Origin of the sequence: Achromobacter spanius, assembly GCF_003994415.1 — a bacterium.
GTDB lineage: Bacteria > Pseudomonadota > Gammaproteobacteria > Burkholderiales > Burkholderiaceae_B > Achromobacter > Achromobacter spanius_C.
Genome location: NZ_CP034689.1, coordinates 2,016,207 through 2,035,841 on the forward strand (window position 1 = coordinate 2,016,207; position 19,635 = coordinate 2,035,841).

20 protein-coding genes are annotated in these 19,635 nt (G+C 65.2%); 14 read left to right on the forward strand and 6 right to left on the reverse strand.

What is annotated here, in order from left to right; all coding sequences use genetic code 11:
• Window positions 1–102: 102 nt before the first annotated feature.
• Together argG and ELS24_RS09250 are read right to left on the reverse strand one after the other, a co-directional pair.
• Complete coding sequence (gene argG, locus ELS24_RS09245; RefSeq protein WP_046805493.1) at window positions 103–1,443, reverse strand: argininosuccinate synthase; 1,341 nt, start codon at window positions 1,441–1,443, stop codon at window positions 103–105.
• A 169-nt stretch (window positions 1,444–1,612) separates the two neighbouring features.
• A complete protein-coding gene (locus ELS24_RS09250) occupies window positions 1,613–2,521 on the reverse strand; it encodes a LysR family transcriptional regulator (protein ID WP_127183923.1) in 909 nt (302 codons plus the stop codon).
• A 108-nt stretch (window positions 2,522–2,629) separates the two neighbouring features.
• Between ELS24_RS09250 and ELS24_RS09255 the strand changes: the two genes are divergently transcribed.
• The 5 genes from ELS24_RS09255 (at window position 2,630) to ELS24_RS09275 (ending at window position 6,530) form a co-directional block, all read left to right on the forward strand.
• The gene (locus ELS24_RS09255) at window positions 2,630–3,496 is read left to right on the forward strand and encodes an amidohydrolase family protein (RefSeq protein ID WP_198158142.1); all 867 of its coding nucleotides are present in this window, start codon (window positions 2,630–2,632) and stop codon (window positions 3,494–3,496) included.
• A gap of 79 nt (window positions 3,497–3,575) precedes the next feature.
• The gene (locus ELS24_RS09260; protein ID WP_050445925.1) at window positions 3,576–4,529 is read left to right on the forward strand and encodes a Bug family tripartite tricarboxylate transporter substrate binding protein; all 954 of its coding nucleotides are present in this window, start codon (window positions 3,576–3,578) and stop codon (window positions 4,527–4,529) included.
• Window positions 4,530–4,531: 2 nt separating this feature from the next.
• Entirely contained in the window at window positions 4,532–5,062 is a 531-nt protein-coding gene (locus ELS24_RS09265) for a carboxymuconolactone decarboxylase family protein (protein ID WP_127183924.1), read from the forward strand.
• A 21-nt stretch (window positions 5,063–5,083) separates the two neighbouring features.
• A complete protein-coding gene (locus tag ELS24_RS09270; protein ID WP_127186285.1) occupies window positions 5,084–5,647 on the forward strand; it encodes a DUF4286 family protein in 564 nt (187 codons plus the stop codon).
• A 31-nt stretch (window positions 5,648–5,678) separates the two neighbouring features.
• A complete protein-coding gene (locus ELS24_RS09275) occupies window positions 5,679–6,530 on the forward strand; it encodes an alpha/beta fold hydrolase (RefSeq protein WP_127183925.1) in 852 nt (283 codons plus the stop codon).
• A gap of 171 nt (window positions 6,531–6,701) precedes the next feature.
• Here ELS24_RS09275 and argF read toward each other — a convergent pair whose 3' ends face one another.
• Genes argF through ELS24_RS30820 form a run of 3 tightly spaced genes read right to left on the reverse strand, consistent with a single transcriptional unit; the run spans window position 6,702 to window position 9,099 of the window.
• Window positions 6,702–7,640, reverse strand: a complete 939-nt coding sequence (gene argF, locus ELS24_RS09280; protein WP_050446077.1) for an ornithine carbamoyltransferase — start codon at window positions 7,638–7,640, stop codon at window positions 6,702–6,704.
• A 14-nt stretch (window positions 7,641–7,654) separates the two neighbouring features.
• Window positions 7,655–8,878: an aspartate aminotransferase family protein gene (locus ELS24_RS09285; protein WP_127183926.1), complete on the reverse strand. Its 1,224-nt coding sequence runs from the start codon at window positions 8,876–8,878 to the stop codon at window positions 7,655–7,657.
• Window positions 8,875–9,099, reverse strand: coding sequence for a hypothetical protein (locus tag ELS24_RS30820; RefSeq protein WP_164741190.1), 225 nt, complete (start codon window positions 9,097–9,099; stop codon window positions 8,875–8,877). Before ELS24_RS30820 ends, ELS24_RS09285 begins: the two co-directional genes overlap by 4 nt.
• On the opposite strand from ELS24_RS30820, the gene ELS24_RS09290 reads away from it, so the two are divergent.
• Complete coding sequence (locus tag ELS24_RS09290; protein WP_013392635.1) at window positions 9,067–9,357, forward strand: DUF3579 domain-containing protein; 291 nt, start codon at window positions 9,067–9,069, stop codon at window positions 9,355–9,357. The two genes, ELS24_RS30820 and ELS24_RS09290, sit on opposite strands and share 33 nt — an antisense overlap.
• Before the next feature lie 143 nt (window positions 9,358–9,500).
• Here ELS24_RS09290 and ELS24_RS09295 read toward each other — a convergent pair whose 3' ends face one another.
• A complete protein-coding gene (locus tag ELS24_RS09295) occupies window positions 9,501–10,220 on the reverse strand; it encodes a GntR family transcriptional regulator (protein ID WP_127183927.1) in 720 nt (239 codons plus the stop codon).
• 248 nt (window positions 10,221–10,468) lie between these two features.
• On the opposite strand from ELS24_RS09295, the gene ELS24_RS09300 reads away from it, so the two are divergent.
• From ELS24_RS09300 to ELS24_RS09335, 8 genes are all read left to right on the forward strand, one after another.
• Complete coding sequence (locus tag ELS24_RS09300; protein WP_127183928.1) at window positions 10,469–11,206, forward strand: aspartate/glutamate racemase family protein; 738 nt, start codon at window positions 10,469–10,471, stop codon at window positions 11,204–11,206.
• Between the two features lie 95 nt (window positions 11,207–11,301).
• Window positions 11,302–12,879 carry an ABC transporter substrate-binding protein gene (locus ELS24_RS09305; RefSeq protein ID WP_127183929.1) on the forward strand — a complete coding sequence of 526 codons (1,578 nt, stop codon included), beginning with the start codon at window positions 11,302–11,304 and terminating at the stop codon, window positions 12,877–12,879.
• An 80-nt stretch (window positions 12,880–12,959) separates the two neighbouring features.
• Entirely contained in the window at window positions 12,960–13,952 is a 993-nt protein-coding gene (locus ELS24_RS09310; protein ID WP_050445919.1) for an ABC transporter permease, read from the forward strand.
• Entirely contained in the window at window positions 13,942–14,883 is a 942-nt protein-coding gene (locus tag ELS24_RS09315; RefSeq protein ID WP_127183930.1) for an ABC transporter permease, read from the forward strand. Before ELS24_RS09310 ends, ELS24_RS09315 begins: the two co-directional genes overlap by 11 nt.
• A gap of 26 nt (window positions 14,884–14,909) precedes the next feature.
• Complete coding sequence (locus ELS24_RS09320; RefSeq protein WP_127183931.1) at window positions 14,910–16,103, forward strand: amidohydrolase family protein; 1,194 nt, start codon at window positions 14,910–14,912, stop codon at window positions 16,101–16,103.
• Window positions 16,103–17,602, forward strand: a complete 1,500-nt coding sequence (locus tag ELS24_RS09325) for an amidohydrolase family protein (protein ID WP_127186286.1) — start codon at window positions 16,103–16,105, stop codon at window positions 17,600–17,602. The genes ELS24_RS09320 and ELS24_RS09325 overlap by 1 nt, the downstream gene beginning before the upstream one ends.
• Window positions 17,599–18,624, forward strand: a complete 1,026-nt coding sequence (locus ELS24_RS09330; RefSeq protein WP_050445915.1) for an ABC transporter ATP-binding protein — start codon at window positions 17,599–17,601, stop codon at window positions 18,622–18,624. Before ELS24_RS09325 ends, ELS24_RS09330 begins: the two co-directional genes overlap by 4 nt.
• On the forward strand, window positions 18,614–19,597 hold the full coding sequence (locus tag ELS24_RS09335; protein WP_127183932.1) for an ABC transporter ATP-binding protein: 984 nt from the start codon (window positions 18,614–18,616) through the stop codon (window positions 19,595–19,597). Before ELS24_RS09330 ends, ELS24_RS09335 begins: the two co-directional genes overlap by 11 nt.
• Window positions 19,598–19,635: the final 38 nt, after the last annotated feature.

The window sequence follows — 19,635 nt, forward strand, 5'->3', positions numbered from 1 at the left end:
GGGCCCATCAGGTTCAGGCCCGCTGGCTTTCGTGGTGATAGCGGCGCAATAAAAAACCCCTCGATGACTGTCATCGAGGGGTTTTTCGTTGGCGTTGAAGAATTACTTCTTCTTGGCCGCGTCTTTCAACTGCGGCAGCGACGTGCCGCTGGACGCCAGCAAACCGGTCTTCACGTAAGTAAAGAGCTTTTCGCGGGTGTCGACGATATCCAGGTTGCGCATGGTCAGCTGGCCGATACGGTCGGCCGGCGTGAACGGGGCGTTTTCAACCTTTTCCATCGACAGGCGTTCCGGCGCGTACGTCAGGTTGGCCGATTCGGTGTTCAGCAGCGAATAGTCATTGCCGCGACGCAGTTCAATGGTGACTTCGCCAGTGATGGCGCGGGCCACCCAGCGCTGGGCGGTTTCGCGCAGCATGATGGCTTGCGGATCGAACCAGCGGCCCTGGTACAGCAGGCGGCCCAGCTTGCGGCCGTTTTCGCGGTACTGCTCGATGGTGTCTTCGTTGTGGATGCCGGTGACCAGGCGTTCGTAGGCGATGAACAGCAGCGCCAGGCCCGGGGCTTCGTAGATGCCGCGGCTCTTGGCTTCGATGATGCGGTTTTCGATCTGGTCGCTCATGCCCAGGCCGTGGCGGCCGCCGATGCGGTTGGCTTCCAGCAGCAGTTCAACCGGGTCGCTGTATTCCACGCCGTTCAGGGCGACCGGCTGGCCTTCCTCGAAGCGCACCGTGACTTCTTCGGCCTTCACGGCCACGTCATCGCGCCAGAACGCCACGCCCATGATGGGCTTGACGATGCGGATGCCGGAATTCAGTTGTTCCAGGTCCTTGGCTTCGTGGGTGGCGCCCAGCAGGTTGGAGTCGGTCGAGTAGGCTTTTTCGGCCGACATCTTGTAGTCGAAGCCGGCTTGGCGCATGTATTCGGACATTTCCGAGCGGCCGCCCAGTTCGTCGATGAAGCGCTGGTCGAGCCAGGGCTTGTAGATCTTCAGGTCCGGGTTGGTCAACAGGCCGTAGCGGTAGAAGCGCTCGATGTCGTTGCCCTTGAACGTGCTGCCGTCGCCCCAGATGTTGACGTCGTCTTCCTTCATGGCGGCCACCAGCATCGTGCCGGTGACGGCGCGGCCGATGGGCGTCGTGTTGAAGTAGGTGATGCCGGCGGTCGAGATATGGAACGCGCCCGATTGCAGGGCGGCAATGCCTTCCGCCACCAACTGCGCGCGGCAATCGATCAGGCGGGCATTTTCAGCGCCGTAGGCCAGGGCCTTGCGGGGGATTTCGTCGTAGTCCGACTCGTCGGGCTGACCCAGGTTGGCCGTGTAGGCGTAGGGAATGGCGCCGTTGTTGCGCATCCACAGCAGGGCTGCGCTGGTGTCGAGACCGCCGGAAAAGGCGATGCCGACCTTCTGGCCGGTAGGAAGGTTCGGGAGGATAGTGGTCATTGTTTGAGGTGAGACGCCAACAGGACTTTGACAAAAGGCTTTGACAGCAGCAAGCCGCCAAACAAGAAAGAGTGCGGGCATTTTAACTCTTTTGCCTGGGGCGGCCAGATCCGTGTCGGCACCGCGCATTCCGCGCCACGTCGTCAAACGGGGACGATGCGTGTGGGCTTCAGCCCGCCGGCGCGAACAGCTCGGACAGTTTCAATTCCCGGATCAGTTGCCCGGTGGCCGTCGCCAGGCGGGTGGAGGGCCGGTGACGGGCGCTGGCCAGCACAAGATTATTGGTGATGGTGGGCGCGCCAATGTCGCAGAGCGACAAGGCATGCTCGGCGGCCGGGCCCCGCGCCGCCGAGCGCGGCAGAATGGCATAGGCGTCGCCTTGCGCGGCCAGTTCCACGATGGTCTGCACGGCGTCCACTTCGGCGGCCACCTTCAGGCGCACGCCTTGTGCGCGGCACACGCTTTCGACCAGGGTGCGGATGGCGTTGGGCAGGCTGGGCAGCACCAGCGGATAGTCGCCCAACCGCGCCACGGTAACGCGCTCAGGCAGCGGCGGCTGGTGGCCGGCAGCAGCCGCCAGCACCAGGTCTTCGCGGAACAGCGATTCGTAGGCAAGCTGGGGTGAGGGCGCCGGGTCATACAGCAGCGCCAGATCGACCCGGCCGGCCAGCAGCCATTCGCGCACCTGGGCGCTAAGGCCTTCAGCGACCGCGATAGAGGCTTCGGGGAAGCCGTGGCGAAACGCCTGCACGAGCGGCGGCGTCAGCACGCGGGCGATACGCGGAGGCAAGCCCACCACCACTTTGCCCGTGGGCGTGGCGCGCAACGTCTGCAGGTCTTCCTTGGCGCGTTCGGCCAGGGTCAGCAGCGCGCGAGCATGTTCCAGGAAGCGCAAGCCGGCTTCAGTGGGTTCGGCGCCCCGGCCGTTGCGGTAAAGCAGGTGCTGGCCAAGCTCCAGTTCCAGCAGGCGCACCTGACGGCTCAAGGTGGGCTGGGCCACGTCCAGCATTTCAGCGGCGCGCGAGAAGCTGCGCCGTTCCGCCACCCTGACGAAGTATTCGATCTGCTTGAGATCCATGGGGTATTTGATTTTTCTATATCTGAAATCAAAGATATAGCATTGTTTAGCGCGCGGCAATCCGCGACGATGGCGCTTTCCCAGTCGTTTTTCCAGCAGGAACCCACAGTGCCCGATTGCCGTCCTCCGCTTGCCTCGCCGTCCCGTCCTCGCCACACCCTGCCGCCGGGCGCATGCGACACGCACTGCCATGTGTTCGGGCCGGGCGACGTGTTCCCGTATGCCGAGGGCCGTTCGTACACGCCGCCCGATGCGCCGTACTCGGCCATGGCCGCGCTGCATGCGCATCTGGGCATTGAGCGCGCGGTGGTGGTGCAAGCCAACTGCCACGGCTCGGACCACAGCGCCTTGCTGGACGCGCTGGCCCAAAGCGGCGGGCGCTATCGCGGCGTGGCCTTGCTGGGGGCGGACACCACGGCGGCAACCGTCAAGCAATTGCATGAGGGCGGCGTGCGCGCCGCGCGCTTCAACTTCGTGCCGCACCTGGGCGGCGCGCCGGACCCGGCCGTGTTCGATCATGTGGTGGGCCTGATCGCGCCGCTGGGCTGGCATCTGTGCCTGCACGTGGACGGAGCGATGTTGCCCGAACTGTTGCCGCGCCTGCTGGCGTTGCCCCTGCCTTTTGTCGTGGATCACATGGGGCGCCTGAAGGCGGTCGACGGGCTGGAATCCCCTGCCATGCGGGCCTTGCTGAGCCTGGCCGATGTGCCGCAGGCCTGGGTCAAGGTGTCGGGCATTGACCGTATCGCGTCGGGCAAGCGCCCCTTCGCCGAGGGCATCCCTTTCGTGCGCGCCCTGATCCAGGCCATGCCGGACCGCAGCCTGTGGGGCACGGACTGGCCGCATCCCAACGTGGCGGGCGACATGCCGGATGACGGCGAACTGGTGGACACGTTCTTTGAGGCGTGCCCGGATCCCGGCCTGCGCCAGCGGGTGCTGGTGGACAACCCCGCAAGACTGTACGGATTCATGTAGACGGCTGCGCGGCAGCGCGATGGTTTGGCGAGCAACAAAAATTTCGAGCCATAAAAATTCGATTCAACCAGGAGACATCATGTTCAAGAAAGTGCTTTCAGCCACTGTGCTGAGTTTCGCTGCCTTCGGTGCGGCGCATGCCGACGGCCCCGTCCGTCTGATCGTCGCGTTCCCGCCCGGCGGGCCGGTGGATCTGGTGGGGCGCGTGCTGGCCGAGCAGTTGGGCAAGGAGCTCAAGCAGCAGGTCATCGTCGAAAACAAGGCGGGCGCCAATGGCAACATTGCCGCGGCCTACGTGGCCAAGGCGCCGGGTGATGGCTCGGTGCTGTTCCTGACCAGCGTGGGCGCGGTGGCGATCAGCCCGGCGCTGTACAAAGACATGCCCTACGATCCGGCGCGCGATTTCGCCCCGGTCTCGCGGGTGGTGAACAACGCCACCGTGTTTGTGGTGAACCCTTCCAACCCGGCAACGGACGCGGCGGACTTCGTCAAGCGTTCGCAGGCGGCGTCGCAATCGGTGGCGATCGGCTCGTCGGGCATCGGCAGCATTCCGCACCTGACCTTGGAAATGTTCGAAGACGCCAGCAAGGCCAACGTGCTGCACGTGCCGTACAAGGGCGCGGCGCCCGTCATCAACGACGTGATGGGTAATCAGGTGGCCGGCTTCTTCGGCGACGTGCCGGGCCTGATCGGCCACATCCAGGGCGGCAAGCTGAAGCCGCTGGGTATTGCGGCGCCCACTCGCCATCCGCTGCTGCCCGACGTGAAGACGCTGGCCGAGCAAGGGATTGCCGGCGTGGAATCCAACAACTGGTATGGCATTGTGGCCCCCGCGTCCACGCCGGCCGCCACCGTCGACAAGCTGAACCAGGCCGTGCGCGCGGCGCTGGGCAATGAAGCGGTGCGCAGCAAGCTGGAGAAATTCGGCGCGCAAGCGGCGCCGAGCTCGCCGCAGGAACTGGCCGACCTGATCGCGTCCGACCGCGCCAAGTGGACCGCGCTGATCCAGCGCAAGAACATCCGTCCGGAGTAAGCATGAGCGCCAGTCGAGTTGCGCCCGTAGAGCCGGGCACCCGCGCGGAACTGGCCACGCTGGAGGCGCGCATCAGCGCCGCCCGTGGCCGCATATCGCCGCTGTATCAGGTGCTGCTGAACAGCCCCGCCGTGGTGGAAGGCTGGGAAGCCATGCTGACCGCGATCCGCCAGAAGACGTCGTTGTCGCCGCGCTTGCGCGAACTGATCATCTTGCGCGTGGCCACCCTGAACAATGCGCCCTACGAGTTCGACGCGCATGTGCCGCATGCCTTGGCGGGCGGCATGCCGCAGGACGTGATCGACGCCTTGCGCGCCAACCCGGCGCCGGGCGACGTGCAAGGGCTGGCGCCCGGCGAGGCCGACGTGCTGGCGCTGACCGACGCCATGACGCGTGACATCGAGGTGCCCGATGCGGTGTTCGCGCCCGTGCGCGCCCGCTACGATGACGCGCAATTGGTCGAGCTGGCGGCCACGGTGGGCGCGTACAACATGGTGTCGCGCTTTCTGGTGGCGTTGCGCGTCGGGCATTGAAAGGAGAAGACTGTGCAGGAAATACAGGAAGCGGTATTACTGGTGTCACTGGGCGAACGCTTTGACAACGCGCGCGCGGCCGACATGGGCGAGCGTCTGACTACGGGGCTGGCCGGTGTGCGCGTCAATGCGTTCGCCGCGCTTGAGGAAGAAGACACTTATGTGTACCTGCGTGGCGCGGCGGGCTCGTTGCCGGAAATCCAGGCGCGCCTGGCCGAACACTTTCCAGGCGCCCGGGCGCGTGTGTTGCATCAGACCCTGGACCTGCCCGGCGCCTCCGCCGGTCAGGACGCGCCGTGGCACTACATCGTTGAAACCGATGTGCTGCCTGAGGCCGAGGCGGACCTGAACGCCTGGTACGACCAGGAACATTTGCCCGGCCTGGCGTCGGTGCTGGGCACGGTACGCGCGATGCGTTACGAATGCCGTGATGAGTCGCCGCGTTACCTGGCCTGCTACGACCTGCACACCCGCGAAACCTTCGGCAGCCCGCCGTGGCTGGCCGTGCGCGCCACGGACTGGAGCAGCCGCGTGCGGCCATCGTTTCGCAATACACGCCGCACGATGTTCAAGAAAGTTCTGTGAATAGCCAGCCGTTAGGTACCGGCGAGGGGACATGATGATGAAGCAATTGCTGACCGGCCTGACGATAACGTGCGCATTCGCCGCGACCTCGCCGGCATTGGCCGATGTGCCCAAGCGCGTCAACGTGCTGGTGGGTAACGGCGCCAGCATTGAAGTGCTGGACCAAGGGCAGGGGCCCGCGCTGGTGCTGTTGCCGTCGCGCGGGCGCGGCGCGCAGGATTTCGACGAACTGGCCCAACGCTTTGTCCAGGCCGGCTATCGCGTGCTGCGTCCGCAGCCGCGCGGCATTGGCGGCAGTACGGGGCCGATGTCGGGCATCACGCTGCATGACCTGGCCGATGACCAGGCCGCGGTGATCCGCAACGTGGCGCGCCAGCCTGTGGTGATGGTGGGCCACGCTTTTGGTAATTGGGTGGCGCGTGCGACGGGGGTGGATCACCCTGAATTGGTGCGCGGCGTGGTGATCGTGGCGGCGGCGGCCAAGCAGTATCCCAAGGGCCTGAGCGAACACGTGGATCGCAGTGCGGATTTGTCGCTGCCTGATGCCGAGCGCTTGAAATCCATCCAGCATGTGTTTTTTGCGCCGGGTAATGATGCGCGTGTCTGGCTGAATGGCTGGTACCCGCAGGTCAGTGAGAGTCAGCGCATGGCGGGCAAGGCGACGCGGCAATCTGATTGGTGGTCGGGCGGGGACAAGCCCTTGCTGGATTTGCAGGCTGAACTTGATTTGTTCAAGCCGCCTGCGACCCGCGATGAGATTCGCGATGAGTTTGGTGGTCGCGTGTCGGTGGTGGTGATCGGGGGGGCTGGGCACGCGCTGGTGCCGGAGAAGCCGCAAGAGGTGGTGGAGGCTATTGCGGGGTGGGAGCGTGGGTTGCGGTGAGGGGGCGGTTATTGGCGCGGGGTGATGGGTTGCGCGCGATCGGGGGTGGCTCTGTGGCCGGTACCGGTGCGCGCTTCACCCATCCTACGGGTTGCCGGTGCGTGGTGCACCCATCCAACGGGTTGTGCCGGTGCGCGGTTCACCCGTCCAAGGTGTGAACCGCCGCGTGGGTCACACTTGGCCGAGTAGCAGGAATTCCATCAGCGCCTTTTGTACGTGCAGACGGTTTTCGGCTTCGTCCCAGACCACGCTTTGCGGGCCGTCGATGACTTCACCGGTGACTTCTTCGCCACGGTGGGCCGGCAGGCAGTGCATGAAGACGGCTTGGGGGTCGGCGGCGGCCATCATTTCGGCATCCACGCACCAGTCGGCAAAGGCGGCGCGGCGCTCTTCGTTTTCGGCTTCGTAACCCATGCTGGTCCAGACGTCGGTCGTGACCAGATGCGCGCCCTGGCAGGCCTCCATGGGGTCCTTGAACTGGCGCAGCACCTTGTCCGAAGGCGTGCCGATGCGCGAGGCTTCGAGCTCGTAGCCGGCGGGCGTGGACACATGCAGCGTAAAGCCCAGCATTTCGGCCGCGTGCAGCCAGGTGTAGGCCATGTTGTTGGCGTCGCCCACCCAAGCCACCGTCTTGCCCGCGATGGGGCCGCGATGTTCGATGTAGGTGAAGATGTCGGCCAGGATCTGGCAGGGGTGGAATTCGTTGGTCAGGCCGTTGATGACGGGCACGCGCGAGTGCGATGCGAAGCGCTCGATGCGGGTCTGCTCGAACGTGCGGATCATGACGATGTCGACCATGCGCGAGATGACGCGCGCTGTGTCTTCGATGGGTTCAGAGCGGCCCAGTTGCGAGTCATTCGAGGTCAGGTTGATGACCGATCCGCCCATTTGGTACATGCCGGCTTCGAACGAGACGCGGGTGCGGGTGCTGGCTTTTTCGAACACCATCGCCAGCGTGCGATCGTGCAGCGGCATGTGGGGTTCGTAGCGCTTGAACTTTTCCTTGATGATGCGCGCGCGGTCCAGCACGTAGGCGATTTCCGCGGACGAAAAATCCTTGAACTGAAGAAAATGCCGCAACGGGCCGTTTTGAGTCGTGGGAGGAGTCATGGTGTTGTCGCAGGTCATTGAGCCCGGCCGGGCGCAACGCCGGGTCGGGACAGGGATGATGAATGTTCGGCCAGAAAATCTTGGATGAGCGGAACCAGGATGGCGACGATCTGGTCCGCCTCTTGCTTGTTCAGGATCAACGGCGGCAGCAGGCGCACGACACGGTCGCGGGTGACGTTGATGAGCAGGCCCGCTTCCATCGCGCGTAGCGCCAGCACGCCGCAGGGGCGCGCCAGTTCAATGCCCAGCATCAGGCCACGGCCACGCACCTGGGTCACGCCGACAGTGCCTGTCAGGGCGCTGGCCAGCGCGTCTTGCAGGTAAGCCCCCACCGTGTGGGCGTTGTCCAGCAGCTTGTCGGTTTCCAGCGTGTCCAGCACGGCCAGGCCGGCCGCGCAGACCAGCGGCCCGCCGCCGAACGTGGTGCCATGGCTGCCCGGCGTGAAGACACCCGCCGCGGGGCCGGCCGCCAGCATCGCGCCGATGGGCACGCCGCCCGCCAGACCCTTGGCCAGCGTCATGACGTCGGGTTTGATATCGGCCCATTGGTGCGCGAACCATTTGCCGGTGCGCCCGATGCCGGATTGCACTTCGTCGATCATCAGCAGCCAGCCGCGTTCGGTGCAAAGTTGGCGCAGCGCTTGCAGGTAGGTGATGTCGGAGGGGCGGATGCCGCCTTCGCCTTGCAGCACTTCAAGCAGCACCGCGGTGGTGCGCGGTTCGGCGTCGCCGGCCGCGCGCACGGCGGCCAGGTCGTTGTAGGGCACCTGGATGAAGCCGGTGGGCAGCGGCTCGAAGCCCTTGCGCGCTTTCTCGCTGCCCGTGGCCGCCAGCGTGGCCAGCGTGCGGCCATGCCAGGACGAGTCCATGGTGATGATGTGGGCGTGCTGGTTGCCGCGCTGGTAGGCGTAATAGCGCGCCAGCTTGATGGCGGCTTCGTTCGCTTCCGATCCGCTATTGCAGAACGCCACTTCCTGCATGCCGGACAAGGCCGTCAAGCGGGCGGCCAGCGCCTCTTGCTGTGGAATTTCGTAGATGTTGGACGTGTGGATGACGCGCGCGGCCTGTTCGCTGATGGCGGCCACCAGTTTCGGATGTGCGTGGCCCAGGCAGGAAACGCCAATGCCGGCCAGCGCGTCCAGGTATTTGCGCCCGTTTGCATCCCACAGCCATACGCCCTGGCCGTGCGAAAACGCAACCGGCAGGCGAGCGTAGATATTGGCCAGAGGCGAGGTCATTGCGGATCCTCCTGGGGGATGACCAAAAAACCGGTCCTGAATTCGTTGAATCCCCAGGCGAAAGCGGGGCGGAATCGGCTTTTGGAAGAGAGCAAAGGATCAATCATATACAATTCGCGGCGCAGGGCGCATGTTTGATCACGCCGAAGATCCGGCTTTCGTGAAAGGCGCGCTGTAGTGAAGAACTCATGGCAACTCGCGTCAGACAATTCGTAATTCATGGCGTTACCGAAAGCGGTAGCCGATTCCGCCCCAGCGATTGGGCGGAGCGGCTCGCTGGCGTAATGGCTCAGTTCCGGCCCGCCGGCTGTGCCGGTAACCACCTCACTTATTCGCCTTATGTGCTGCCCGTCGTTATCGACGGCGTGCGCGGAATCGTGGTCGACTTGCGTTTGCGCGACCTGGAACCGTTGGCGTACAAGTTCGTGGTGGATTTCGCTCGCGACAACAACCTCAAGACGGAAGAACGCGAAATCTAAGCCCCAGAACGAAAAAGCGCCCCAACCGGGCGCTTTTCTCTTTCGTGGGGAAAGTGGCGCGCCCATCGGGCGGGCTTGAGGCTACGCCGCGCCTTCGTCAGACCGGCATCGCGCATCCGTGCCTTCGCGGCGCGCATGACGCGTCACGTGCCGTAGCGATCCAGGATCTTGCGGATATCGCGCACGCCCGTTCCGTCGGTGCTCAGCAGCGCCCGCGCGGTGACGGATTCCAGATGGTGTTCAAGCAGATGCAGCACGTGCTTTTCGTCACGCGCGCGCAGGCCTTCCACAATTTCCATATGTTCGCTGACCGCGCATTCACTGGAATGCGGCCGTCCGTAAAGCGCCAGGATCAGCGAGCAGCGCGAGACGATTTCGTTCACGTAGCGGGCATAGACCGCATTGCCCGATAGCTCGGCCATCAAGATGTGGAATTCGCCCGACAGCCGGATGGATTCATTCGTGCTGTTGCGTTTGCGAGCCGCTTCCTCTTCCTCCACATGCCGGGCCAGACGTGTCAGCCCGGTTTCGGTGATGTGTTGCACCAGCTTGCGGGCGACGTCGCGTTCCAGGCAGCGGCGCGCTTCGAAGATGTCGTGCGCTTCTTCCAGACTGGGGCGCGCCACCGCCGCGCCGCGATTGGGGCGCAGGTCTACCAGGCCTTCACTGAACAAGCGCGTCAACACGCCGCGGACGATGGTGCGGCTGACGCCAAAGCGTTCACCGATGATGTCTTCGGGCAGCTTGTCGCCGGGCAGCAAGGCCTGCTCGATGATGGCGCGGCGCAAATTTATGTATACGATTTGGCTGCGATTTACGTCTTTCTTCGGGGGCTCGTTGGCCGGTGGCGCGAGAGTGTTCATCTTCTTCCTTGGCTCCTGGACCTGCGCGTATTTTTGTAATGCATAGGGGCCACGGTAGCCGCGGCACCGCGCTGCGCGGGGCGTAGGCAAGCATACTACAACGCCGCTAAGGGTTAGCGATAGCTTGAAGCCTGGCATCAGGCGCGTACATTGTCGGCATAAATCGTATACAAACATTTATACAAAAGTGCCATTTAAAAAGCACTTTTGTTATCTGTTTCGTATACAAACTTGCCGAGGTTTGTTCCATGCCAGCCATGCCCGACGCCGTGTCCCTGGACCGGCCCGCCTTCACGCCGTACCGCCTGCTGGTGGTCAACGGCAACACCACGTCCAGCCTGACGGACCGCCTTGCGGCGCAAGCGCAGAGCTTTCTTGGTGGCGCCGCGCACATACACGCCGTTACCGCCGTGTTCGGGCCGGCCTATATCGCCAGCCGTGTCGAGGCCGCGGTGGCCGCCCATGCCGTGCTGGAAACCGTGGAGCGCGAAGTGGCCCAGGCCGACGCGCCCTTTGACGCCTGCTTGCTGGCCTGTTTTGGCGAACCCGGTATCGGCGCGGTGCGCGAATGCCTGACCGTGCCCGTGGTCGGCATGGCCGAGGCGTCCATCATGGCCGCCATGCAGCGCGGCGACCGCTACGCCATCGTCACGGTCGGCCAGCGCTGGCCGGGCATGTTGCGTGAACAGATCCGCCAGCTTGGGCTGGACGCCCGCTGCGCCGCCATCATCGCCTTGCCCGGCAATGCGCTGGACTACGTGTCGCAAACGCCGGAGTCGGCAGCCCAGGTCAGCCTGGCGCTGGACGCCGCCGTGACGCAAGGCGCCGACGTCATCATCGTGGCGGGCGCCGCGCTGGCGGGTTATCTGCCGGTGCTGACGCGCCGGCCCGCCGTGCCGGTCATCGACTCCTACCGCGCCGCGCTGGCGCAGGTGCTGGCTCTGGCATCACTGGATAGGGTGCAACGCCAGTGCGCGTGGAACTGATCCGCCTTCCAGACACAGCCGCCATGCCCATGGCGCCAGGGCAAGCCTGGATCAAACACAAACCACAAACCGATAGACAAGGGAGAGTTGCAGCCATGAAGACGTTGCTTAAGTGGACCGCCGGCGCCGTGATCGCGCTGTCGGCGATTACCGGGGCTTCGGCCGCCAACACGTTGAAGTGGGGCGCCGCGCGCGACCTGGATTCGCTGGACCCGTATTCCTACGGCAGCACCTTCAATCTGGCGTTTTTGAACCACGTATACGAAGCGCTGATCCGCTACGACGACAAGTTCAACATCACCCCGGCGCTGGCCGAATCCTGGGAGGCCACGTCGCCCACCGTGCTGCGCTTCAAGCTGCGCCAGGGCGTGAAGTTCCACAACGGCGCACCGTTCACGGCGGACGACGTCGTGGCCTCGATGACCCGCGTGTCCGACCCCGCCTCGCCCCTGAAGGGCAACCTGCCGGCCTTCAAGGCCGTGAAGAAGGTGGATGACTACACCGTCGACATCGAAATGACGCATCCATACCCGCTGATGCTGAACGACCTGACCAACATCTTCATCTTCAACCGCCAATGGCTCGTGGACAACAACAGCACCAAGCCGACCGACGCCGCCAAGAACATCGAAGGCTACGCCACGCACCACGCCAATGGCACCGGCCCCTTCAAGGTGGAGTCGTACCGGCCCGATACGCGCACCGTGCTGGTCGTCAACAAAGACTGGTGGGACAAGCCCCGCCACAACCTCGACCGCATTGAGTTCACGCCCATCGCGTCCGCGCCGACGCGCGTGGCGGCGCTGCTGTCGGGCGATATCAACTTCACCGAAAACGCGCCCTTGCAGGATCTGGACCGCCTGCGCGCCGCGTCCAACGTGAAGGTGCTGGCGGCGACCGAACTGCGCACCATTTACTTCGGCTTCAACCTGGGCGACAAGCTCGTCGGATCGAACATCACCGACAAGAATCCGTTGAAAGACTTACGCGTGCGTCAGGCCCTGTACATGGCCTTGTCGCCCGACCTGCTGCAAAAGCGCGTGATGCGTGGCCTGTCGCGCACGACGGGCGCGCTGGTGGCGCCGTCCATACCCGGCTACGAGGCCAAGCAGGAAACGCGCCTGCCGTTTGACGCGGCCAAGGCAAAGGCGTTGCTGGCCGAAGCGGGCTATCCCAACGGCTTCACCTTGTCGCTGCTGTGTTCCAACGACATGTTCGTGAACGAGGAAGAGCTGTGCCAGGCGGCGGCGTCGATGTGGGCGCGGATCGGCGTAAAGGCTTCCTTGGCCAGCGGGCCGCGTTCGTTGCAGAACCCCAAGCGCTCGCGTGGCGAGTTCGACATCACCATTCACGGCTGGGCCAACGAGCCGCAGATCGATGCGCTGTCGATCCTGCTGCAAGTGATGCACAGCCGCACCGGCCCCGCCGGCGTCTTCAACTGGGGGCAGTGGGGCGACGCCGCGCTGGACGCCAAGATTGACGCGGCCGCGGCCGAGATGGACCGCGCCAAGCGCATCCAGATGATGGCCGAGGTATTGCAGACCCTGCATGACGATGTGCGCTTCCTGCCGCTGCACCAGCAGCCCATGGCCTGGGCCGTGGGCGACAAGGTGGGCGACGTGCTGCAAATGCCTGACAACAAGGCGCGTCTGTGGACCGTGCGCATGCAGTAGCGCGCGTGCAGGGGGAACGCCGCGCGCCGCGATGGGCGTGGCGTTCCAAAGTCCGACATCAGGTCTGAAGGAGGCCGCACATGCTGGCATTCATTGTTAGACGGGTCTTCAACGCGGCTGGCGTGATGCTGGCGGTGGCGTTGCTGGCCTTCGTGATCTTCCGTTTTGTCGGCGACCCCGTCGACATGATGCTCAACGAGCAGGCCTCGCAGACGCAGCGCGACGAACTGCGCGAGCGCCTGGGGCTGAACGCCTCGATGGGCATGCAGTACGTCAACTTCGTCACCAACGCGGTGCAGGGCGAATTCGGTATTTCGTACCGCAACCAGCAAGACGTCTTCGCGCTGGTGGCCGAACGCTTTCCCGCCACCTTCGAACTGGTGATGATGGCCACGCTGCTGTCGCTCGTGATCGGCGTGCCGCTGGGCGTGCTCACCGCCATCTACCGCAAGTCGCGCCTGGCGCAGGCCTTGCAGTTCGTGTCCATCCTGGGCATTTCGCTGCCCAGCTTCGTGGTGGGCATCATGCTGATTCTGGTCTTCTCGGTGCAGCTGGGCTGGCTGCCCGGCTTTGGACGGGGCGAAACGGTGAAGATCGGCTGGTGGTCCACCGGCTTGTTGACGCCGTCGGGCCGCGCCGCGCTGGTGCTGCCGTCCATCACCCTGGCGCTGTTCCAGATCACGCTGATCATGCGGCTGGTGCGGGCCGAGATGCTGGAAACGCTGCGCACGGAATTCATCAAGTTCGCCCGCGCCCGTGGGCTGCCCGACCGCGTGGTGCACTTTCGGCTGGCGCTGCGCAACTGCCTGATGCCCGTCATCACGGTCACGGGCATGCAGATCGGCAACCTGATCGCCTTCGCGCTGATCACGGAAACCGTGTTCCAGTGGCCCGGCATGGGGCTGCTGTTCATTCAATCGGTCATGTTCGTGGACATTCCCGTCATGGCCGCCTATCTGGTCATCGTGTCTTTCATCTTCGTGACCCTGAACACGCTGGTGGACATGATGTACGGCGTGGTTGACCCCCGCCTGCGCAGCCAGCACGTCAAAGGAGGCGGCAATGCTCACTAACCCCTTTTCGGGCGGCGCGCAAAGCCGGATGTCCCGCTTTCTGCAAAGCGACTTATGGTGGAGCCTGCGCAACGATTACGTGGCGATGGGCGCGGGCATCGTGCTGCTGGCCGTGGTGTTGCTGGCGGTATTCGCGCCGTGGATCGCGCCGCAGAACCCCTACGACCTGGCGCAGCTTGACTTGTTGAACGCCGAACTGCCGCCGTTCTGGGTGGATGGCGCCGACCCGCAATTCCTGCTGGGCACCGATACGCAGGGCCGCGACGTATGGTCGGCCATTCTGTATGGCTCGCGCATGTCGCTTGCCATCGGCCTGGCCACCGTGGTGCTGTCCTTGGCGATCGGCCTGCTGGTGGGGCTGGCGGCCGGCTATTTCGGCGGCTGGATCGACAACGCGCTGATGCGGGTGGGCGACACGCTGCTCAGCATTCCCACGATTCTTGTCGCCATTCTGGTGACGGCGGTGTTCCGCCAATTGCTGCCGCCCGGCCTGCGCGAAACGCTGTCGGCGGTGATCCTTATCCTGGCCATCTCCATGACCAACTGGGTGCAGTACGCCCGCACGGTACGCGCGTCGGCGCTGGTGGAACGCGGCAAGGAATACGTGCAGGCGGCGAGGCTGATCCGGGTCAGCCCGTTGCGCATCATGCTGACGCACATCCTGCCCAACACGCTGACGCCGGTGATGGTGACGGCCACGCTGAACCTGGGGCTGGCGGTGCTGATCGAGGCCACGCTGAGCTTTCTGGGCGTGGGCATGCCGCCGACCGAACCCTCGCTGGGCACGCTGATCCGCCTGGGCAACCAATTTCTTTTTTCGGGGCAGTGGTGGGTGGTGGTCTTCCCCGCGCTGTATCTAAGCCTGATCGTGCTGGTGGTGAACCTGCTGGGCGATTGGCTGCGTGATGCGCTCAACCCCCGTCTGCGCTGAAGGCGCATCTTCAATAGAGGTCAAGCATGGAAAATGCAACGCTGTACACCCAGGTCCGCCCCGCCGGCGGGGAACTCACCACGGTGCTGGTGCGCGACGGCCGCATCCAATCGCTGGGGGGCACGGCGCCCGAGGGCGCGGCGGTGGTGGACGGGGGCGGTGCGCTGATGCTGCCGGGGCTGATCGACGCCCATGCCCATCTGGACAAGACGATGTACGGCATGCCCTGGTACCGCAACGACGTCGGCCCGAGGCTGATCGACAAGATCGAGAACGAACGCGCCGAAAAAAAGCGCCTGGGCATAGACCCGTACCGGCAATCGGCGCGGCAGATCGTGATGTCGATTGCCGATGGCACCAGCCACATCCGCAGCCATGTGGACGTGGATACCGACATTGGCCTGGCCGCCATTGAAGGCGTGATGCGTGCTCGCGAGCAATATCGCGACCAGATCGATGTGGAATTGGTGGCGTTTCCGCAAAGCGGCCTGCTGATCCGGCCGGGCACGCTGGAACTGATGGACGAAGCGCTGCGCATGGGGGCCGAGGTAGTGGGCGGGCTGGACCCGGCCGGCATGGACCGCGATCCCAAGGGCCATCTTGACGCCATCTTTGCGCTGGCCGACAAGCACGGCAAGCCCATTGACATCCACCTGCACGAAGCGGGCGAGCTGGGCGCGTTTTCGATGCAGATGACCATCGACCGCGTGCTGGCGCTGGGCATGCAGGGCAAGGTCACCTTGTCGCACTCGTTCTGCCTGGGCATGCCCGACACGCAGGCCGTCCAGGCGCTGACCGATGGGCTCTTGCACGCGGGCATACACATCATGACGACGGGTTCGGCCTCGCGTCCCGTGCCCAACGTGGCGCGGCTGCGCGCGGCCGGCGTCACTGTCTGTACCGGCAACGACGGCATGCGCGATACCTGGGGGCCCTACGGCAAGCCGGACATGCTGGAACGCACCATGCTGGTGGGCCTGCGCAACAACTTCCGCCGCGACGACGAACTGGCGATGGCGCTGGACGTGGCCACCTACGGCAACGCGCGCGTGATGAAGCTGGCCGACTACGGCCTGGCTCCGGGCTGCCACGCCGACTTCGTGCTGGTGGACGCCGAAACCGTGGCCGAGGCCATTGTGGCGCGGCCGGTGCGCAAGCTGGTCGTCAAGCGCGGCCGCGTCGTGGCGCGCGATGGACGCGCCTTGGTGAGCGCGCCGTGATGCCCGCCGCCGAAGGCCCCATCCTGCTTACCGCCCGCTGGGTGGTGGGCCACGAAAACGGGCGGCACTGCCTGTACGAAAACGGCGAGCTCGTCTTTGAAGGCGATCGCATCCTGTATGTGGGTCACCGGTATCCCGGGTTCGTCGCGCGCCGCCATGACTACGGCCGCGCGGTGATTGGCCCCGGCTTCGTGGACCTGGACGCCTTGTCGGACCTGGACACGACCATCCTGGGTTTCGACAATTCCCCCGCTTGGCAAAAGGGCCGCATCTGGCCCGAGACCTATATGAAGCAGGGGCCGTACGAGATGTACTCGGCCGCCGAGCTGGCGTTCCAGAAGCGCTATGCCTTCGCGCAGTTGATCCGCAACGGCATCACCACGGCCTTGCCCATTGCCTCGCTGTTCTATCGGGTCTGGGGCGAAACCCGCGACGAGTTCCTGTCGGCCGCCAACGCGGCGGGGGAACTGGGCCTGCGTGTCTACCTGGGGCCGGCTTACCGCAGCGGGCATACCTATGTGGATGCCCAGGGCAATATCCGCTGCCATTACGACGAAGCGCGCGGCATGGTGGGGCTGGCCGAAGCGCTGGCGTTCTGCGACGACATCGACAACCGCTACGACAGCCGCTACAACGGCCGCATCCGCGCGATGCTGGCGCCCGACCGCATCGAAACTTGTACGCCGGACCTGCTGCGTGCATCGGCCGCCGCCGCGCGCGAACGCGAAATTCCGATTCGGCTGCATTGCTGCCAGTCGCGCCTGGAATACGACCTGGTGTTGGAACAGCACGGCATGAGCCCGCCGGAATGGTTGCAAAGCCTGGACTTTCTATCGCCACGCGCCTTGCTGCCGCACGGCACGTATGTGTCCGGCTCACGCCATATTTCGCGCCCGGGCCGCGACCTTGAAATCATCCGCGACGCGGGCGCCAGCATCGTGCATTGCCCGCTGGTATCCGCGCGCCATGGCGCCGCGCTGGCCTCGTTCGCAAGCTATCGCAAGCTGGGCGTCAACATCGGCATGGGCACCGACACCTGGCCGCCCGACATGGTGCAGAACATGCAGGTGGGCATGATGCTGTGCCGGGTGGCGGAAGGGGCCACCGAGGCGGTGCGCGCCGAAGACTATTACGACGCGGCCACGGTCGGCGGGGCCGATGCGCTGGGCCGCCCGGACCTGGGCCGCCTGGCCGTGGGCGCCAAGGCCGACATCGTCGTCTTTGATTTTTCGCACGATCGCAATGGCCAGATGATCGACCCGATACAGACCCTGATGATCAGCGGCAGCGGCCGCGACGTGTCGCAGGTCATCATCGATGGGCGCTTCGTCATGGTGGATGGCCGCATCCCCGGCTTTGACGCCCGCCTGGCGCAAGAGCAGGCGCAGTCGCAATTCGACGGCCTGGTGGCGCGCTACCCCGACCGCACCTGGGGGCATCCTCCGGTCGAACAGATTTTTTCTTCCAGCTATCCGCGTCCCGCAAGGAGCCCGTCATGATGGCAGTCGTACCCAATACCGCGCCGCCGCCCGCCGCCATTCCGACCTTGTCGGTACGTGGCCTGTCGGTTGAATTTCCCACGCGCCACGGCACGTTGGTAGCCACGCGCGACATCAGTTTCGATATCCAGCCCGGCGAAATCCTGGGCATGGTGGGCGAGTCCGGCGCGGGCAAGTCCCTGACCGGCATGGCGGTGATTGGCCTGCTGGAGCCGCCCGGGCGCTTGGGCGCGGGTGAGATTCATCTGGCGGGCAAGCGCATCGACAACCTGCCGCCCAAGGCGCGCCAGCGTTTGCGCGGCAAAGAGATCGGCGCGATTTTTCAGGACCCGCTGACCAGCCTGCACCCGCTGTTCACCGTGGGCGACCAGTTGGTCGAAACCATTCGCCACCACGACAAGGGCTCCGCCACGGCCGCCCGCGCCCGCGCGCTGGAACTCTTGCAGGCCGTGGGCATACCCGCGGCCGACAAGCGCATAGACCACTATCCACATCAGTTTTCGGGTGGCATGCGGCAACGGGTGGTGATTGCCCTGGCCTTGGCGGCACGCCCCGCACTGATCATCGCGGACGAACCCACGACCGCGCTGGACGTCTCGGTGCAGGCGCAGATCACCGCGCTGCTGCGCAGGCTGTGCCGCGAGCAGGGCACGGCCGTGCTGCTGGTCACGCACGACATGGGCGTGATTGCTGAAACCGCGGATCGCGTGGCGGTGATGTACGCGGGCCGCATCGTAGAGATCGGCCCGGTGCTGGACGTGTTGCGCCGCCCCGGCCACCCGTACACGCAGGGCTTGATGAACGCCATTCCCGGCCTGCGCCACCGCGCGGCGCGCTTGAACCAGATCGACGGCGCCATGCCGCGCCTGCACGCCATGCCCGCAGGCTGCGCGTTCCACCCACGCTGCGCGCAGGCGGGGCCGCGTTGCACGCAGACTCGCCCGCCACTGGCGGCTTCGCCCTCGGGCGCCACGGTCAGCGCTTGCTGGCTGCATCAGGAAGGAGTGGCTCATGCCGCGTAACGACGATGTGCTGCTGCGGGCCGACGACCTGGCCTGCTGGTTCGACGTGTCGCCGCCCTGGCTGGAACGCACGCTGTCGCGCCAACCCGAGCAAACGCTGAAGGCGGTGGACGGCGTGTCACTGGCGGTGCCAAGAGGCACCACCTTGAGCATCGTGGGCGAATCCGGCTGCGGTAAGTCCACACTGGCCAAGCTGTTGGTGGGCCTGGTCGCGCCCACGCGCGGCAAGCTGGAATATGGCCGCAACCGATCGGGCGGCGTGCTGCATCCGCAAATGATCTTCCAGGATCCCTATGCCAGCCTGAACCCGCGCTGGCGCGTCGGCAATATCGTGGCCGAGCCCATCATCACGCTGGGCCTGCGCCAGACGCCGGCGGATACGCGCCGCCGTGTGGACGAGCTGCTGGAACTTGTGGGCCTGTCCGCCAGCGACGCGAGCCGTTTTCCGCATGAGTTCTCGGGCGGGCAGCGGCAACGCATTTCGATTGCGCGGGCGCTTGCGACCGAGGCGGAATTCCTGGTCTGTGACGAGCCGACGTCCGCGTTGGACGTGTCGGTGCAGGCGCAGATCCTGAACCTGATGGGCGATCTGCAAAAGGAATTCGGGCTGACGTATGTCTTCATCAGCCACAACCTGTCGGTGGTGCGCCACGTGTCCGATAGCGTGGCGGTGATGTATCTGGGCAGGATCGTGGAACAGGCCGCGGCGGATCAGTTGTTTGAATCCCCGCAGCATCCATACACGCGCATGCTGCTGGACACGATTCCCGACCTGGAAGACCCCCGGCGTGACCGCGAGCCCATGGGCGGCGAAGTGCCCAACCCGATCCAGCCGCCTTCGGGGTGTACGTTTCACCCGCGCTGTCCCGAGGCCAGGCAGGAATGCCGGGTGGATGTGCCCGAAGTCAGCCGGGTGGCGGGACGCCAACTGCGCTGCCACGCGGTGCGGTGGGAACGGGCGGTGGCGGCCTAGGGACGGGTATCGGGTGGCGCCAGGCCACCCGATACGCC

What these genes read in the sequence shown, in the direction of transcription:
- argG (WP_046805493.1), bottom strand. Translation starts at nt 1,443, where the DNA reads ATGACCACTATCCTCCCGAACCTTCCTACCGGCCAGAAGGTCGGCATC.
- ELS24_RS09250 (WP_127183923.1), bottom strand. Translation starts at nt 2,521, where the DNA reads ATGGATCTCAAGCAGATCGAATACTTCGTCAGGGTGGCGGAACGGCGC.
- ELS24_RS09260 (WP_050445925.1), top strand. Translation starts at nt 3,576, where the DNA reads ATGTTCAAGAAAGTGCTTTCAGCCACTGTGCTGAGTTTCGCTGCCTTC.
- ELS24_RS09265 (WP_127183924.1), top strand. Translation starts at nt 4,532, where the DNA reads ATGAGCGCCAGTCGAGTTGCGCCCGTAGAGCCGGGCACCCGCGCGGAA.
- ELS24_RS09275 (WP_127183925.1), top strand. Translation starts at nt 5,679, where the DNA reads ATGATGATGAAGCAATTGCTGACCGGCCTGACGATAACGTGCGCATTC.
- argF (WP_050446077.1), bottom strand. Translation starts at nt 7,640, where the DNA reads ATGACTCCTCCCACGACTCAAAACGGCCCGTTGCGGCATTTTCTTCAG.
- ELS24_RS09285 (WP_127183926.1), bottom strand. Translation starts at nt 8,878, where the DNA reads ATGACCTCGCCTCTGGCCAATATCTACGCTCGCCTGCCGGTTGCGTTT.
- ELS24_RS09290 (WP_013392635.1), top strand. Translation starts at nt 9,067, where the DNA reads ATGGCAACTCGCGTCAGACAATTCGTAATTCATGGCGTTACCGAAAGC.
- ELS24_RS30820 (WP_164741190.1), bottom strand. Translation starts at nt 9,099, where the DNA reads ATGAATTACGAATTGTCTGACGCGAGTTGCCATGAGTTCTTCACTACA.
- ELS24_RS09295 (WP_127183927.1), bottom strand. Translation starts at nt 10,220, where the DNA reads ATGAACACTCTCGCGCCACCGGCCAACGAGCCCCCGAAGAAAGACGTA.
- ELS24_RS09300 (WP_127183928.1), top strand. Translation starts at nt 10,469, where the DNA reads ATGCCAGCCATGCCCGACGCCGTGTCCCTGGACCGGCCCGCCTTCACG.
- ELS24_RS09305 (WP_127183929.1), top strand. Translation starts at nt 11,302, where the DNA reads ATGAAGACGTTGCTTAAGTGGACCGCCGGCGCCGTGATCGCGCTGTCG.
- ELS24_RS09310 (WP_050445919.1), top strand. Translation starts at nt 12,960, where the DNA reads ATGCTGGCATTCATTGTTAGACGGGTCTTCAACGCGGCTGGCGTGATG.
- ELS24_RS09315 (WP_127183930.1), top strand. Translation starts at nt 13,942, where the DNA reads ATGCTCACTAACCCCTTTTCGGGCGGCGCGCAAAGCCGGATGTCCCGC.
- ELS24_RS09320 (WP_127183931.1), top strand. Translation starts at nt 14,910, where the DNA reads ATGGAAAATGCAACGCTGTACACCCAGGTCCGCCCCGCCGGCGGGGAA.
- ELS24_RS09325 (WP_127186286.1), top strand. Translation starts at nt 16,103, where the DNA reads ATGCCCGCCGCCGAAGGCCCCATCCTGCTTACCGCCCGCTGGGTGGTG.
- ELS24_RS09330 (WP_050445915.1), top strand. Translation starts at nt 17,599, where the DNA reads ATGATGGCAGTCGTACCCAATACCGCGCCGCCGCCCGCCGCCATTCCG.
- ELS24_RS09335 (WP_127183932.1), top strand. Translation starts at nt 18,614, where the DNA reads ATGCCGCGTAACGACGATGTGCTGCTGCGGGCCGACGACCTGGCCTGC.